Raw genomic sequence first — 14560 nt, 5'->3', positions numbered from 1 at the left:
GGTGATTCCCGTAGCGGCACAGACTAGCAAATAACGCGGCGATTTGGCGACAGCCACGCTGGGTAACGTTGAATCTGCAAAATTCACCGTGCCCCTGTTTTGCTCTCTGTGAGAAATCAGCCGGCTCACATTCCAGCGTAATTCGGGCCACCCCCGCCTTCGGGGCAAACCCAGTTGATGTTCTGGCTGGGGTCCTTGATATCGCAGGTCTTACAGTGCACGCAGTTTTGCGCGTTGATCTGGAAGCGCGGATCCCCACCCGGTTCGACGACGATCTCGTAGACGCCCGCCGGACAGTAGCGCTGAGCAGGCTCGGCAAATTCGGGCAGGTTGATGGCAACGGGCACACGAGTGTCGGTAAGCTTAAGGTGAACCGGCTGGTTCTCCTCATGATTGGTGCCCGAGAACGACACGTTCGTAAGGCGGTCAAACGTGAGGACGCCGTCCGGTTTGGGGTAGTCGATGGTCTTGGCGTTCTGGGCCCGCTTCAGGGTGGCATAGTCGGGCTTTTTGTGGCTCAGCGTGAAAAGGCCGCCGGGGATCAAGGTATTGATCCACATATCGAGGCCGCCCAGGGCAATACCGAGATAAGTGCCGAAGCGCGACCAGAGCGGCTTGGCATTGCGCACCGGCTTCAGGTCGGCGGCGATGTCGCCTTCGCGGACGGCGGTCTCATAAGCTGAAAGCTCGTCCTGCTGGCGGCCTTCCGCCAGGGCGGCGAACGCGGCCTCGGCAGCGGCCATGCCGGACAGGATGGCGTTGTGGCTGCCCTTGATGCGGGGCACGTTGACGAAGCCCGCGGCGCAGCCGAGCAGGGCGCCGCCGGGGAAGGTCAGTTTCGGGATCGACTGCCAGCCGCCCTCGGTGATGGCGCGGGCACCGTAGCCGATGCGCTTACCGCCCTCGAATGTGCCGCGGATCGAGGGGTGGGTCTTGAAGCGCTGGAACTCGTCATAGGGCGAGAGGTAAGGGTTCTCGTAGTTGAGGTGCAGCACGAAGCCGACCGCCACGAGGTCCTCGCCGTAGTGATAAAGGAAGGAGCCGCCGCCGGTACGGTCATCCAGCGGCCAGCCGAACGAGTGCTGGACGAGACCCGGCTGGTGCTTCTCCGGTGCGATGCGCCACAACTCCTTGAGGCCGATGCCGAATTTCTGCGGATCACGGCCATCGGAAAGACGGAACTGCTCGATCAGGCTCTTGGTCAGCGAGCCGCGCGCGCCCTCGGCAAAGAAGGTGTACTTGCCGCGCAACTCCATACCGCGCACGAACGCGTCGGTTGGCTGGCCGTCGCGGCCGACGCCCATATCGCCGGTGGCGATGCCGACGACGGCGCCGTTCTCGTCATAGAGAACTTCGCTGGCGGCAAAACCCGGGTAGACCTCGACGCCCATCTCGGCTGCCTGCTCGCCGAGCCATGTGACCAGCGCGCCGAGGCTGACGATGTAATTGCCGTGATTGCTCATGAGCGGCGGCATGAACATGTTGGGCAGCCGCAGAGCTTTGGTCTTGGTGAGGAAGTAGAAGCGATCGTCGGTGACCGCGGTCTCGACCGGCGCGCCCTTCTCCTTCCAGTCGGGAATGAGGCGGTTGAGGCCCTTCGGGTCGATGACGGCACCCGAGAGGATGTGGGCGCCGACGGCGGAGCCCTTCTCGACCACGACGACGGAGACATCGCTGCCGGCCTCGGCAGCAAGCTGCTTGAGGCGGATTGCAGCCGCCAAGCCCGCGGGGCCTGCGCCGACGATGACGACGTCGAACTCCATCGCCTCTCTGGGCGGCAGCTCGGCTGCGTATTCGGCCTCGGCCATATTGGATGTCACCTCGCTGTCGGGGAGTTTCAAATATGTCTAAACTGGTCGTAGGTCTGGAGGGGCGGCAGCGTCAAGCGCCGCGGAGCCGCGAATTGCCGCGACTTGCCATAAGGCGCCGGCGATGACGCTGTCAGGCAAAGGCAGCGTGTTATAGGGTCCCGGCATGATCGAGGACGAGACAATTCGGAAGGCTGCCGGCCGACTCCTCGCCTGGTACGAGGCGATGGGGGTCGATGCCGCCCTGGCGGATGAGCCGGTGGACTGGCTCGCGCGCGGCGAGACGGCGCCGGGGGCTCGCTTCGCTTTGCCGGGGATGGCAACCGCTCCAGAGACCGCGCCGGGACCCCCAGCAGCTCGGCCTGGCGCTGCACCTGCGCCTCGGCCTCCGCTCAACGCACGCCCCCCGACAACGACACGGCCGGCACGACAGTTCCCCGCGAAGGCGCCGGCGGCCGGCGATGCCGCGCCTGATGTCGCAGGCGTTGCCAATCTTGCTGAGCTCAAGGCGCGGCTCATGGCTTTCGAGGGGTGCGGGCTCAAGGCGACAGCGAAGAACCTGTGTCTCTACCGGGGTGCGGAAACGGCTCCGCTCATGATCATCGGCGAGGCGCCCGGGCGCGAGGAAGACCTCGAAGGAAAACCCTTCGTCGGCCGTGCCGGACAATTGCTGGACAAGATGCTGGCGTCGATCGGCATGGACGAGACGAACACGCACATCACCAACATCGTCTATTGGCGCCCGCCGGGGAACCGCACGCCGACCCCGCAAGAAGCCTTGGCGTGCCGTCCCTTCCTGGAACGGCAGGTTGCGCTCGTGCGGCCGAAGGTGGTGCTGGCACTTGGCGGGGCCTCGGCGAAGCATCTATTCGACACAGCCGACGGCATCATGCGCATTCGCGGCAAATGGCGCGAACTCAATATCGGCGGGACCAGCGTGAAGGCGATGGCGACGCTGCACCCCGCCTACCTGCTGCGTACACCGGCGGCGAAGAACATGGCGTGGCGCGATCTGCTCGCCGTGAAGGCAGAGCTGAAATAGCAAAGAACGACAGATGGCAAAGATCGACGAAAGCTTCGAATTCAAGCCGGTGCGCTTCGCAACGCTGACGGTGTCCGACACGCGCGACAAGGCGACGGACAAATCCGGCGACACGCTGGAGGAGATGATCCGCGCGGCGGGGCATGCACTGGTGAAGCGCGAGATCGTCACCGACGACATCACGCAGATCCGCGCCAAGGTGGAGAGCTGGATCGCCGATCCCGGCATCGAAGCGATCATCACCACCGGGGGCACCGGCTTCACGGGCCGCGACGTCACGCCGGAAGCGGTGAAGCCTTTGTTCGAGAAGGAGATCGAGGGCTTCTCGGTCATCTTCCACATGATCTCGTTTGAGACCGTGGAGACGTCGACCATCCAGTCGCGCGCGTGCGGGGGCACGGCGAACGGCACTTACATCTTCTGCCTGCCGGGTTCACCGGGCGCATGCAAAGATGCGTGGAACGGCATTCTCAAGTGGCAGTTCGACAGCCGCCACCGGCCATGCAATCTGGTCGAGATCATGCCGCGGCTGAAAGAGTCGCGCGGCTGAGCCTGGTTTCAGGCGGCGGCGCGGGCGCGCTGGATGGCGGTCGCTTCCAGCGTCGCGTTGGCGCTTTCGAACAGCGCAGCCGCGAGCTGGCCGCCGACCACGAACACGAGGCCGAAGAGAACCGCCGGTAGCCCGAGCATCACGCCGAACGGTGCACCGAACAGGCCGAGGGCGGAAAGCTCGCCAACGAGGCCAGCAAAGCCTGCGACGGCGGCGAAAATTCCGGAGAGAAGCATCAGCCAGCCGGCGCCGCTGAGCATATGCGCGAACGCCTTGCCGACGCCGAAGCGTGCTTCAAACGGGGCGCGCTGGTCGGCGGGGGCGTGCTGACGCGAGATGATCTGCGGCAGGTTGCCAGCGGCGGACCGCTGCTCTTCACTGGCGTATCCAGCCGGCTCATTGTTGGCGACGTTGTAGACGCGCTGACCGGTGGGCGTGCTCGGCGGCGTCTGCGGCGGCTGCGGCCCGTTTCCGGCGGCACCACCCGCTTCCTTGCTGCGTGCGACGCGCGCCTCGCCCCAGCGCCACTCGGCGATGCGGAACAGGCCTTCGCGTGCTTCCTGCGCTTCGGGCGTACCGCCATGCTGCTCGACAAGATGGCGATAGAATTGGAGGGCGTAGTCCATCTTGCCCTCAGCTTCCGCGCGCCGCGCTGCCTGAAGCACTTGCGCGGGCGTGAACTGCACCGAAGTAGAAGTCTGCACCATGACGCAACCCCCTGACACTCAAACAAGTGGTGCAACGCTACCACTGTCAATTGCCGAAGTCCGCATCAATGCTGCGGGATGCACGGCAAAACCACCAACTTTGCTAACGCCACGGCCGACAGATTGTCGCGGCCACGCCGAAGTCCGTATTGCTAGAGATCGTGCGGCTGTTCGAGGCGCGCGATGTGCAACCCCGGAAAGCCGACAAGAGTTTCAGCCAGACGATCGCCGTTTGCGCTCGTCCGATTGCTTGCTGGGCGCACCAGCCAGTATCCGCGCGCGCCTCGTGCCTTCAGCGCCGCGCCGACATGCTCGACCTTGAACGAAGGAACCCCCGACGCGACGATGAGCACAGGCACATCGAGTGGCATGTCGCTGACGCGCGGGAGACGTCCCGTTTCGATGGCGAGCTTATCGGCCGTGTCTTCGTCGATCAGAAGGAAACGTCCGGCCGCAGCGCGAGCGACGGGCTTGCGACGGCGGACGGGTGCGGCTCGAGGCGGCAATGGCAGAGAAGACAGACGCGATGAATTGCTGGTGGACACAGCTTTTACCCCCGTAAAGCGCTGAGCGTTCTTAAGTCACCTAAATCTAACGGCAAAATTACGACCGCACGAGAGCGCGAATGCGGCGCGGGCGACTTTGCTGTCGGAATTGCAAACTGCCGTCAGGTGCGCATGGCGCGCGGAGCGACCTGCGGCGCGAGATTGCCGAGAACGCCGCGCATGTAGCCAACCCGGCGATAACGGGCCGCATCGGAAATTGCGCGGGCCGACAGCACGCGCACATGACGCGGGCCGATGCGGCGGATGAGATCGACGTCCTCGCGCGCGTTCAACGGACGATGGCCGCCAGCCTCGTCGTAGTGGCGGCGTGAAATAAGCAATCCCTGATCACCGTACGGCATGCGCAGGAGCGCACAGCGCAAACGGGCGATGCCTTCCAAGGTGCGCGGCGCGAAGCCTTCGTCGTCGAGGGCGTAGCGGAAGGCGGCTGCACGGCAGCGCGTTGAGCCGCGGTCGACGCGTTCCATGAAGTTGTCGGCCTCGCGCTCCCACCCGGCCTCGAGAACCGTATCTGGATAAAGAAACAGCAGCCATGGGTGACGGGCGGCGTGGGCGCCGGCGCGCATCTGGGCGCCGCGATTAGGGGGCGTGGTGATGAGGTCGGCGCCGGCGTGGTCGGCGATCATGCCGGTGTGGTCGGTCGAGCCGCCGTCGACGACGATCACCTCGCGGACGACGCCTTCCAGCGCCGCCGGAACAAGAGCGGTGAGGGTCGCGGGCAGGCTCGCCTCTGCGTTGAGCGTGGGAATGATGACCGAGATCATAGGCTTCTCTGCCACAGGCTGCGCCAAGCCAACAACAGGTAATGCGATGGCTGATTGATCTTAAGGCATGTTCTTGCTTTGTTCGCCATAGTGCGGTAGCCTCGCCGGCACGCAAAGCTGAGAGGCAAAGGTGCGGAAGAGGCAGCGTGAAAAACCGACAATCGATGCGACACCCGGCGGCCTCGTCGACGATGAGCGCCGACGCGGCCGCGGGGCGCGCTCGAACCACACGGGCCGTTTCGAGGGCGAACGGCGCGAGACGTTCGATGACGGATGGGAAGGGCTGGGCGAGCTAGACGCCTTCAAAACAACGGTGTTCGATGATCCGGCGCGTACGATCATCACGCGCAACGACAGCCCGGACATCTCATTCGACCGCTCGATCAATCCATATCGAGGCTGCGAGCATGGCTGCATCTATTGCTTCGCGCGGCCCACGCATTGCTTTCTCGGGCATTCGGCTGGGCTCGATTTCGAGACCAAGCTCTATGCGCGCACCAATGCAGCGACGTTGCTGGAGCGTGAACTTGCCAATCCGCGCTATCAGCCGGCGTGCATGGCAATCGGCACGAATACCGACCCCTACCAACCGATCGAGCGCGAGCGGCGCATCATGCGGTCGGTCCTGGAGGTGCTGGAGCGCACCAATCATCCGGTCGGCATCGTCACGAAATCGGCGCTGATCACGCGCGACATCGACATTCTGGCGCGCATGGCAGCGCGCGGGCTGGCGCGGGCGGCGATCTCCGTGACGACGCTCGATGCAAAGATTGCTCGCGCGATGGAGCCGCGGGCGCCGACGCCGCGGCGGCGGCTCGATGCGGTGCGTCAACTGGCAGAGGCCGGCATTCCGACGACGGTCATGGTGGCGCCGATCATTCCGGGCCTCACCGATCCGGAAGTCGAGCGCATCCTCGAAGCGGCCAAGGAGGCGGGTGCACGCTCGGCCGGCTACGTGATGCTGCGCCTGCCGCTGGAGATCAGCGTGCTGTTTCGCGAATGGCTGGGAAGTGCGTTCCCCGACAAGGCCGACCGGGTGATGCACCTGATGCAATCGATGCACGGGGGGCGCGACTACACGTCGGAGTTCGGTATGCGCATGCGCGGCTCGGGCCCCTATGCCGAGCAGATCGGCGCGCGGTTCAGGCTGGCGGTCAAGCGATTGGGATTTAACGCAGATCACAGCGAGCTGAGAACGGATCTGTTCCGCCGCCCCGTGCTCGCGGGGCAACAAATGCAGCTTTTCTGACGCTTTTCCTCAGGGAGATGAAGACGCCGCTTTGACTTGGCGGGAGCGGCGGCCGAATGATCGGCGGTCATGGGAACGCCTGCCGCCGAGCTACGACCTAGACCGACCTTCGAACTGGAGGCGGCCGAGCTGCAACTGCACGGCGGCCCGGTCGCGGGCGTCGACGAAGCCGGGCGCGGCCCCCTCGCGGGGCCGGTGGTCGCTGCGGCGGTGATCCTCGATCCGGAACGTATCCCCGACGGGATCGATGATTCCAAGGTGCTGGACGAGGACGCGCGCGAGTTCCTCTACGGGCGCATCAAGGCAACCTCGATCATCGGGGTCGGCATGGCGAATGTCGAAATGATCGACGAGATCAATATCCTGCATGCCACGATGTGGGCGATGGCGCAGGCGGTGTCGCAACTGCCGCAACTGCCGAAGCTGGTCGCCATCGACGGCAACCGGGCCCCGAAGCTGAATTGCCAGTCCCGGACAGTGGTGAAGGGCGATGCGCGCTGCCTGTCGATTGCGGCGGCGTCGATCATCGCCAAGGTGACGCGGGACCGGATCATGGTGAAGCTCGGGACGAAGCATCCCGGCTACGGCTTCGAGCGTCACAAAGGCTATGGCACGCCGGAGCATCACGACGCGATCAAGCGGCTGGGCGTGACGGTGCATCACCGGCGCTCGTTCCGCACCGTGCAACTCGCGCTCGGCCTCATCACGGAAGACGTAAAAGTCCTCTGAGCGCTTCTCGCGTCGATAATGCGCGGCTAGAGCACGATCGCTTTTCTTCGAACCGCGATGCGGCTCTAGCTTTTTTGATGAGACCGATGATTCACGCTTCGGACTGATAGGGTCCGAAACGATCATGGTCTAACCCCAAAAGCTCTTGATCGTGCCGGCTTCGCGCTTTGCGCGATCGTAGCCGTTGTGGAGCGCGGGCAGGATTTGCTTCGGATCCATCAGATTGACGTCGGGCGGATCGGCTTTGATCCACAGGGTCTTGGTGCCGACCTCTTCGACCTGGCGGATATTGTCGGCGAGGCGATGGGGAATTCCGGTGAGGAAGGGTGGCACGAGCCCATCGTTCAACGTGATGATCAGCGCGCGCTTGGAGCCGGCGACGAGATCGACGTGCGCCGCGTTGGGGCACATGCCGCCATCCATACATAAGCGCTGGCCAAGCAAGGTCGGCCCCATGATGCCGGGCAACGACGAACTCGCTGCGGCGCCGTGAGCCAACGGTATGGCGTTCTTTCTTGCGGTTGCCTGCGAAACGACGATGCGCTCGCCGGTGTAGCAATCGACGGCGGTGGTGTGCATTTTCGCTGCCGGCCAATCGGTCTTGCTGTCGCCGGTGAGAAACGCGGCGGCGCGCTCGACGCCAGCTCCATTCAGGTGATTGTCGGCGGCGAGCGCGGCATGGCCGATGATCTGCCGCGTGGCGCGTGAACCATCCTTGGCGGCGGCGTTTATTTTTTGCGCGCGCTGCTGGCTGGCGTTCGGGTTGCTCACGGGAGCGATGCGGGCAAAGAGGCTCGGGAAGTAGCCGAAGAACTCGAACTCGTCGCGCATGCGGTGGAAGTGACCGCTCGCCATCGACGAGCCGGCGTACGAGCCCGCCGATGTACCGACGATCATTTCGGCGAGCGATGAAGCGTCGATGCCTTCGTCGAGCAGCCCGTGGAAGAAGCCGCAATACCAGGCGATGTACCATTCGCCGCCGCCGCCTAGAACGAGCGTTCGATCAAGTCCCTTGGCAAGTGGCGAAGGGCTCGGTTTGTCGGGCAGCGGAATGGCGAGCCCATCGGAAGAGAAGAGGCTCGTGTCGAGCTGATCGGCAAGCTGCACGAGATGCTGCGTGTCCGGCTCGGCCAGGGAACGCGCAGCGCCGAGGGCAACGGCGGCCGGTGCAAGCGCTGATACTTTGAGGAAGCTTCGGCGTTGCATCGCGTCTCGTTCCGCTGCTGAACCAGCCTCTTCATCACCGGCGTTGCTTTAACATCGCGGAAAGTTCGCCGATCAGAAGCCGAGCTTTGTGCGAAAGGCATCCAGCGGCGCCCATGCTTCCGCGTTGTATAGATTCCTCAAGCGTGCCAAGTGCTTGAATAGACTCGCCTCTGCATCGACAACCGAGAATTCGCTGGTCAAGGGAGTCCACGGCCCGTTAGACTCGCGGCTGTCGAGGCGAGCTGAAAGCTCGGCTTGGCCCGTGTTCCCCGTTGTTTGAGAGTTGCGTTCCCATGGTTCTGCGTCGTTCGCCTGTGGCCCAATCGGCCAATCGCATCATCGTCGGTGATTGCCTTGCGGCCCTGAAGAAATTGCCCGACGCCTCGGTCGATCTGGTCTTCGCGGACCCTCCCTACAATCTGCAGCTCTCAGCGGACCTGATGCGTCCGAACAATACGCGCGTCGATGGCGTCGACGACGATTGGGACAAGTTCGCGAGCTTTGAGGACTACGACAAGTTTTCGCGCGCGTGGCTGACGGAGTGCCGGCGCATCCTGAAGCCTGATGGCGCCATCTGGGTGATCGGCTCGTATCACAACATCTTCCGCCTTGGCGTGGCGCTGCAGGATCTCGGCTTCTGGATCCAGAACGACATCGTCTGGCGCAAGGTGAACCCGATGCCGAATTTCCGCGGCAAGCGCTTCACCAATGCGCACGAGACGCTGATCTGGGCAGCGCGCGACCAGCGGGCGCGGGCGACGTTCAACTATGAGAGCCTGAAGGCACTCAACGACGATTTACAGATGCGCTCCGACTGGCTGTTTCCGATCTGCTCGGGGCCCGAGCGGCTGAAGGACGAGGGCGGGCGCAAGGCGCATCCGACTCAGAAGCCAGAGGCACTGTTGCAACGTGTACTGCTCGCTTCGACGAAGCCGGGCGACCTGATCCTCGATCCGTTCTTCGGCACGGGAACAACCGGCGCGGTGGCCAAGCAGCTCGGCCGCCGGTACATCGGTATCGAGCGGGATGCCGACTATGCAAAGGCGGCCGAGGAGCGTCTCGCGCGGGTGCAGCCGCTGTCGCCATCGGCGCTGCAGACGGTGAAGGGCAAGCGCGCCGAACCGCGCGTTCCGTTCGGCACCATCGTCGAGATGCGTCTGCTGACGCCCGGCGCGATGCTGCTCGATTCACGCAAGCGGATCAAAGCCGAGGTCAAAGCCGACGGCACGCTCGCATGGGGCGGAAACCAGGGTTCGATCCATCGCCTGGGCGCAATGGCCCAAGGCAAGAGTGCATGCAACGGATGGACCTATTGGCACTTCGAGGTCGAGGGGAAGCTGAAGCCGATCGATATCCTGCGCGACGAGGCCAAGCGGCAATTGGGATTGAGCGAAACGCCTACCGTTATTGCTGCTGAATAAACCGTGACTTCGGACGAGCAACCTGACCCGATTTGCGACAATCGGCCCCCGGCGCGCGTTTGCCGGTTGACGCAAATCGGGGCCGGTCAATGTTGCTCGTCGCGAGGCGATGACGCCGCAGTAGACTGATGCCCCTTCTAGGCGTAAGGCAGTAGCCCTTCACATCGATATTCCTGGGACGGGCATGCGTCGCAACTCGGTGAGAACCGACCGCTTGCTGGTGATTGGAGCGGGGCCAATCGGCTTGGCTATGGCGGACGCGCTGAAGCAGCGCGGCGTCGCTTTCGATCACGTCGACGCCAGCGATGGCATCGGGGGCCTCTGGCGCCACGGCGTCTATCAGGGCGTGCACATCGTCTCGTCAAAAAAGTCGACCGGCTACACGGACTATCCGATGCCGGCGCATTATCCCGACTTTCCTTCCAGCGCGCAGATGCTGCGGTATCTGGAGAACTTCGCCCGCGACCGTAATCTCATGGAAGGCCTGGAGCTGCGCCGCCGCGTGGTGCGGGCGCAGCCGCTGTCGGACGAGAGCTGGCAGGTGACCTTCGATGACGGCGAGGAGCGCACCTACAAGGGCGTGGCCGTCTGCAACGGGCATCACTGGGACAAGCGCGAGATCGATTATCCGGGGCGCTTCACGGGCACGCTCATTCACTCCGCGGAGTACAAGGAACCCAAGCAGCTCGCCGGCCAGCGCGTACTGGTCATTGGCGGCGGCAATTCGGGGTGCGATATCGCGTGCGAGTCGGCCAGGGTCGGAGCGTCGTGCGACTGGAGCCTGCGCTCGGGCTACTGGTTCCTGCCGAAGACGGTGTTCGGCGTTCCGCTGACCGATCTGCCAATCTGGAACCTTCCCGTCGCGCTGCAGCGGCTTATCCTGCACACCGCCGTGCGGATCTTCATCGGCGACTATCGCCGCTACGGGTTGCCAAAGCCGGGGCACAAGCTGTTTGCGCGGCACCCCGCATTCGGCACGGACGTGCTCAACTATCTGCGCCAGGGCCGCATCAAATCGCGGCCGGACATCGAGCGGCTTGCGGGCACGAAGGTGCACTTCGTCGATGGCAGCGTGGGCGAATATGACGTGGTGGTCGCCGCGACAGGCTTCAAAAACTCGATCCCGTTCCTGCCCAAGAGCCTGGTGCCGATCGAGAACGACGTTGCGCACGTCTATGGCGGGGCGTTCCCGGCCAACGTGAAGAACCTCTACATCGTCGGCTGGGCACAGGCTCGAAATGGCTTCGGCACGATCATCTCGCCGGCGTCGAAGCTCTATGCGGACATGATCGCGCTGCAGGACGAGATGGAGCTGCCGATCGGATTCATCCTGAAGTGGCGCGGCTTCAAGATTCCGGCTTCGCAACTGCTTGATCCGGGCGCCACGCGGCGCACAATCTGGGTGGCGCGACGGATATTGCCGCTGCTGAAGCGGCGCTCGCGGTTGCTGGCCGAGAAGGGTTTGCGCGAGCCGTTCGATCCGGCACGCTATCCGTTCGAGGATGAGAACGGTCGCATCCAGGCGACTCTTAAATGCTAGGTGACGCAAGCTGAGAGAAGCTTGGTGTGCGGCTCGCGTTGCGCGAGCTGAGGGCCGGCGCTCGCGCCGGGCGCCCTTGGCGCCTTGCCGCCTGAGGCGGCGTTTTTCTTGGTGACACGGGCTGAGGGAAGCTTGGTGTGCGGCTCGCGTCGCGCGAGCTGAACTCCGGCGCTCGCGCCGGGGCGCTCCTTCGTTCTGCGCCGCCGATTCACGTCCTCGCTGAAAGGCGCTCGGACGATCGGGGGCGCCTTGCGCCCTTGCCGCTGTACGGCCAGGTGACTTGCGTCTACCGGCTTTGTCATCGTCGGCTTTATGCCGAGGATCTATCGCCCAGCCGGCTCGGTCCGCGAAGTTGCTGCACTGGATCCTCGGGACCCGAGGATGACAGCTGGGGCAGACGCGACGGTTCATGGCCGCGAAGGCGGCCATGGTGTCAGCTAGAGGGCGTTTGCCCGATTAGCGCTGGACGCGCTCGCGCTGCGGCACGTCGGTCGGGCGCAGCTCGCCGGTGCGCTCGCGGTAGGCGAGGCCCGGGTAGTACGGGTAGGCGTAGCCGCGATAATAGAAGAGGTAGGGGCCGGTAGCGTTGTTCTGGTCCGGGCGGCGGTACTTCACCTCGCCCGCCGGGGTGCGATAGAACTCGGCCTTGGCGGGGGCTTGTGGGACAGCGATGAAGGCCAGCGCCGCGAAGGCCGCCGAGCCAAGTGCAAGGGTAATCCGCATTATTCGCCTCGTTGATCCTGAATAAGGACCACGGAACATCGTTCCCCCCGGGTCCGCCTCATTTTGAGAAGGTAACAACGGACGCTTAACTAAGGGTGACTGCAATGCCACGCATTGCGGGCAATGCGCAGCGGAACGGGCGTCACAAGGGAGCGTTCGCAAGTGCGAGATGGACCGTGCGGGGGCGGGGACAAGGGCACACGGGATGCTCATCGGCCCTCGTTCGAACTTCCCATGAGGTCCTTCGAACCCGAGGTCCGTGCGCCGGTCGCCACGCGCCCGGCGAGGCAACTATCCGTCACTCGACCCGGGCGCCCGAGATGGAGCCAGCAGAGACCGGCCGCTGCTTACGCGCAGCAATCCTCCGCGTCAGGAACTTTTCTGTTATGATTGGCGTCATAAAGTAGGGGCCGCGTTTCCCCTGAGTTGCGGAGCTTACTATGGCCGCGCGTGCATACTGGAAGGGCTTCCTCCGGCTCTCCCTCGTTTCTATCTCGGTCGAGCTCTACAACGCCGTCGAGACGAAATCGGAAATCTCCTTCAGGCAGATCCATAAGCCCTCGGGGCGGCGCATCAACTACACCAAGACGGTGCAGGGCGTCGGCGAGGTGAAGAGCTCCGACATCGTCAAGGGTTACGAAGTCGATCAGGACACCTACATCACGCTCGAGCCGGAAGAGATCGAGGCGGTGAAGCTCGAGAGCAAAAAGACCATCGATCTGGTCAAGTTCGTCGACGCTACCGAAATCGACCCGCGCTACTTCGAGCGCCCCTACTACATCACGCCAGCCGACAAGCACTCGGCGGAAGGCTACGTCGTCATTCGCGATGCGCTGAAGAAGACCGGCAAGGCGGGTCTCGCCCAGCTGACGATCGGCGGGCGCGAATGGCTGGTGGCGATCACGGCGCTCGGCGACGGGTTGCTGATGGAAATGCTGCGCTACGCAAACGAGCTGCGCGAGCCGGCCGACTTCTTCGATGCCGTGCCTTCGCTGAAGCCGGACAAAGAGATGGTCGATCTCGCGGTGGAGCTGATTGATCGCAAGGCCGGCAAGTTCACACCCGATCAGTTCGAGGATCACTACGCCACAGCGCTGCACGACCTCATCAACAAGAAGATGAAGGGCCAGAAGATCAAGGCGCCGCACGAGGAGGTTTCGCCGGGCGGAGCCAAGGTGATCGACCTGATGTCGGCGTTGCGCAAGTCGATCGGCGAGGGCAGCGGCGGCAAGCCGAAGAGCACGAAAACCGCGAGCCGGCGCGCACCAGCTACCCGGCGCAGCGCGAAGAAGCGCGCCTGATCTTCTCGCCGGAGCAGCGTGCGATGGCTTCGAAAAAAGCGGCAGGGAGCGGCGGCAAAAGCAAAGTACCGCCTCGGCCGGAGCGCGATCCACGCAAACTGATCAGCTTCGATCCTGAAACTCTGCAAGCGCTGGAGTTGCTGGGGCGCGACTCCATGAAGGACATGCAGGATCTCGCGGATGAAGCGTTTCGCGACCTCTTGAAGAAGCACGGCCGTCCGAGTTCGCTCAGGCAAGCGCTGAAACAGTCCACGCGGCAGATTCCGGCCAACGACGGGGTGGCCAACGCGCGGCGAAAGTCGCGCTGAAGCATCCGCCGGCACGCTTTGCATGAGCGCGATACTTAATGGACAGCGTTAAGTGCAATTTCGTGATCACTCGTACAAAAGGCGATCAAACCGCATTGCAGCGGGGCTGCCTCTGGTTAACAGAAAGTATATTGCCAATCGTTTCAACTCTTTGAAAGAACTTCCTATTCCCTTTCTGCGTTTGGGATGCAACGAAGCCCCCTTCTGCAACAACCGAGGGAGTTCACATGCAAGCCCTACGCGCTGGAATGCTCGCCGCCGCGGTCGTGCTGCCGTTCGCAGCCGCCCATGCTCAAACCGGAGTCGCCTCGCACTATTCCGACCTGTCGACAACGGCCAGCGGACGCTCTTACAGCTCGGGCGCCATGGTTGCCGCGCACCGTAGCCACCCATTCGGCACCAAGCTGCGCGTCAAGAACCTCCGCACTGGCAAATCCGTGATCGTCACGGTCGTGGATCGCGGGCCGTTCGTGAAAGGCCGCATTATCGATCTGTCCAAGGGCGCGGCCAACGCGCTCGGCTTCTCCGGCCTGCAGCGCGTCGAAGTCGCTGTCGTCGGCAAGGGCCGCAAGTAACGGACAGAAAGGCGAAGCTCTCGGGCTTCTGCCTACTCGGTGCAATGCCGAGGGAAAAGAGGCCTCCCGGT

The 14560-nt window shown here is 63.8% G+C and carries 15 protein-coding genes; 9 read left to right on the top strand and 6 right to left on the bottom strand.

Annotated features, from left to right (window positions below; all coding sequences use genetic code 11):
* Positions 1 to 125: 125 nt before the first annotated feature.
* The gene (locus ACP15D_RS14720) at positions 126 to 1808 is read right to left on the bottom strand and encodes an electron transfer flavoprotein-ubiquinone oxidoreductase (protein ID WP_424958193.1); all 1683 of its coding nucleotides are present in this window, start codon (positions 1806 to 1808) and stop codon (positions 126 to 128) included.
* A 166-nt stretch (positions 1809 to 1974) separates the two neighbouring features.
* Between ACP15D_RS14720 and ACP15D_RS14715 the strand changes: the two genes are divergently transcribed.
* Together ACP15D_RS14715 and moaB are read left to right on the top strand one after the other, a co-directional pair.
* A complete protein-coding gene (locus tag ACP15D_RS14715) occupies positions 1975 to 2850 on the top strand; it encodes a uracil-DNA glycosylase (protein WP_424958192.1) in 876 nt (291 codons plus the stop codon).
* A 13-nt stretch (positions 2851 to 2863) separates the two neighbouring features.
* Entirely contained in the window at positions 2864 to 3400 is a 537-nt protein-coding gene (gene moaB / locus ACP15D_RS14710; RefSeq protein WP_424958191.1) for a molybdenum cofactor biosynthesis protein B, read from the top strand.
* A gap of 8 nt (positions 3401 to 3408) precedes the next feature.
* Here the strand turns inward: moaB and ACP15D_RS14705 are convergent, their stop codons facing one another.
* The 3 genes from ACP15D_RS14705 to ACP15D_RS14695 all read right to left on the bottom strand — a co-directional run bounded on the left by ACP15D_RS14705 (position 3409) and on the right by ACP15D_RS14695 (position 5452).
* Entirely contained in the window at positions 3409 to 4107 is a 699-nt protein-coding gene (locus ACP15D_RS14705; protein WP_424958190.1) for a hypothetical protein, read from the bottom strand.
* Positions 4108 to 4259: 152 nt separating this feature from the next.
* Positions 4260 to 4652: a hypothetical protein gene (locus ACP15D_RS14700; RefSeq protein WP_424958189.1), complete on the bottom strand. Its 393-nt coding sequence runs from the start codon at positions 4650 to 4652 to the stop codon at positions 4260 to 4262.
* Between the two features lie 122 nt (positions 4653 to 4774).
* Entirely contained in the window at positions 4775 to 5452 is a 678-nt protein-coding gene (locus ACP15D_RS14695) for a glycosyltransferase (RefSeq protein ID WP_424958188.1), read from the bottom strand.
* A 115-nt stretch (positions 5453 to 5567) separates the two neighbouring features.
* Here ACP15D_RS14695 and ACP15D_RS14690 point away from each other — a divergent pair, with 115 nt between their 5' ends.
* Positions 5568 to 6686 (top strand): PA0069 family radical SAM protein, encoded by a 1119-nt coding sequence (locus ACP15D_RS14690; RefSeq protein WP_424958187.1) that lies wholly within the window; start codon positions 5568 to 5570, stop codon positions 6684 to 6686.
* Between the two features lie 69 nt (positions 6687 to 6755).
* Complete coding sequence (locus ACP15D_RS14685) at positions 6756 to 7415, top strand: ribonuclease HII (RefSeq protein WP_424958186.1); 660 nt, start codon at positions 6756 to 6758, stop codon at positions 7413 to 7415.
* Between the two features lie 129 nt (positions 7416 to 7544).
* On the opposite strand, the gene ACP15D_RS14680 is transcribed toward ACP15D_RS14685, so the two are convergent.
* Positions 7545 to 8621 carry a patatin-like phospholipase family protein gene (locus ACP15D_RS14680; RefSeq protein WP_424958185.1) on the bottom strand — a complete coding sequence of 359 codons (1077 nt, stop codon included), beginning with the start codon at positions 8619 to 8621 and terminating at the stop codon, positions 7545 to 7547.
* A 293-nt stretch (positions 8622 to 8914) separates the two neighbouring features.
* Between ACP15D_RS14680 and ACP15D_RS14675 the strand changes: the two genes are divergently transcribed.
* Positions 8915 to 10042: a site-specific DNA-methyltransferase gene (locus ACP15D_RS14675; RefSeq protein WP_424958184.1), complete on the top strand. Its 1128-nt coding sequence runs from the start codon at positions 8915 to 8917 to the stop codon at positions 10040 to 10042.
* Between the two features lie 184 nt (positions 10043 to 10226).
* A complete protein-coding gene (locus tag ACP15D_RS14670; RefSeq protein WP_424958183.1) occupies positions 10227 to 11582 on the top strand; it encodes a flavin-containing monooxygenase in 1356 nt (451 codons plus the stop codon).
* 456 nt (positions 11583 to 12038) lie between these two features.
* On the opposite strand, the gene ACP15D_RS14665 is transcribed toward ACP15D_RS14670, so the two are convergent.
* Positions 12039 to 12305 (bottom strand): hypothetical protein, encoded by a 267-nt coding sequence (locus ACP15D_RS14665; protein ID WP_424958182.1) that lies wholly within the window; start codon positions 12303 to 12305, stop codon positions 12039 to 12041.
* A 440-nt stretch (positions 12306 to 12745) separates the two neighbouring features.
* Here ACP15D_RS14665 and ACP15D_RS14660 point away from each other — a divergent pair, with 440 nt between their 5' ends.
* The 3 genes from ACP15D_RS14660 to ACP15D_RS14650 all read left to right on the top strand — a co-directional run bounded on the left by ACP15D_RS14660 (position 12746) and on the right by ACP15D_RS14650 (position 14489).
* Positions 12746 to 13606 carry a Ku protein gene (locus ACP15D_RS14660; RefSeq protein WP_424958181.1) on the top strand — a complete coding sequence of 287 codons (861 nt, stop codon included), beginning with the start codon at positions 12746 to 12748 and terminating at the stop codon, positions 13604 to 13606.
* A gap of 23 nt (positions 13607 to 13629) precedes the next feature.
* On the top strand, positions 13630 to 13914 hold the full coding sequence (locus ACP15D_RS14655) for a hypothetical protein (RefSeq protein WP_424958180.1): 285 nt from the start codon (positions 13630 to 13632) through the stop codon (positions 13912 to 13914).
* Between the two features lie 227 nt (positions 13915 to 14141).
* The gene (locus ACP15D_RS14650) at positions 14142 to 14489 is read left to right on the top strand and encodes a septal ring lytic transglycosylase RlpA family protein (protein ID WP_424958179.1); all 348 of its coding nucleotides are present in this window, start codon (positions 14142 to 14144) and stop codon (positions 14487 to 14489) included.
* Positions 14490 to 14560: the final 71 nt, after the last annotated feature.

Origin of the sequence: Hyphomicrobium sp. 1Nfss2.1 (genome assembly GCF_965243865.1) — a bacterium.
In the GTDB taxonomy this organism is placed as follows: domain Bacteria; phylum Pseudomonadota; class Alphaproteobacteria; order Rhizobiales; family Hyphomicrobiaceae; genus Hyphomicrobium_A.
The sequence above is the reverse complement of the archived record's forward strand: the minus strand, read 5'-3'. Positions and strand labels throughout refer to the sequence as shown.

What these genes read in the sequence shown, in the direction of transcription:
- ACP15D_RS14660 (WP_424958181.1), top strand. Translation starts at nt 12,746, where the DNA reads ATGGCCGCGCGTGCATACTGGAAGGGCTTCCTCCGGCTCTCCCTCGTT.
- ACP15D_RS14675 (WP_424958184.1), top strand. Translation starts at nt 8,915, where the DNA reads ATGGTTCTGCGTCGTTCGCCTGTGGCCCAATCGGCCAATCGCATCATC.
- ACP15D_RS14705 (WP_424958190.1), bottom strand. Translation starts at nt 4,107, where the DNA reads ATGGTGCAGACTTCTACTTCGGTGCAGTTCACGCCCGCGCAAGTGCTT.
- ACP15D_RS14665 (WP_424958182.1), bottom strand. Translation starts at nt 12,305, where the DNA reads ATGCGGATTACCCTTGCACTTGGCTCGGCGGCCTTCGCGGCGCTGGCC.
- ACP15D_RS14650 (WP_424958179.1), top strand. Translation starts at nt 14,142, where the DNA reads ATGCAAGCCCTACGCGCTGGAATGCTCGCCGCCGCGGTCGTGCTGCCG.
- ACP15D_RS14680 (WP_424958185.1), bottom strand. Translation starts at nt 8,621, where the DNA reads ATGCAACGCCGAAGCTTCCTCAAAGTATCAGCGCTTGCACCGGCCGCC.
- ACP15D_RS14670 (WP_424958183.1), top strand. Translation starts at nt 10,227, where the DNA reads ATGCGTCGCAACTCGGTGAGAACCGACCGCTTGCTGGTGATTGGAGCG.
- ACP15D_RS14720 (WP_424958193.1), bottom strand. Translation starts at nt 1,808, where the DNA reads ATGGCCGAGGCCGAATACGCAGCCGAGCTGCCGCCCAGAGAGGCGATG.
- ACP15D_RS14685 (WP_424958186.1), top strand. Translation starts at nt 6,756, where the DNA reads ATGGGAACGCCTGCCGCCGAGCTACGACCTAGACCGACCTTCGAACTG.
- ACP15D_RS14655 (WP_424958180.1), top strand. Translation starts at nt 13,630, where the DNA reads ATGGCTTCGAAAAAAGCGGCAGGGAGCGGCGGCAAAAGCAAAGTACCG.
- ACP15D_RS14715 (WP_424958192.1), top strand. Translation starts at nt 1,975, where the DNA reads ATGATCGAGGACGAGACAATTCGGAAGGCTGCCGGCCGACTCCTCGCC.
- moaB (WP_424958191.1), top strand. Translation starts at nt 2,864, where the DNA reads ATGGCAAAGATCGACGAAAGCTTCGAATTCAAGCCGGTGCGCTTCGCA.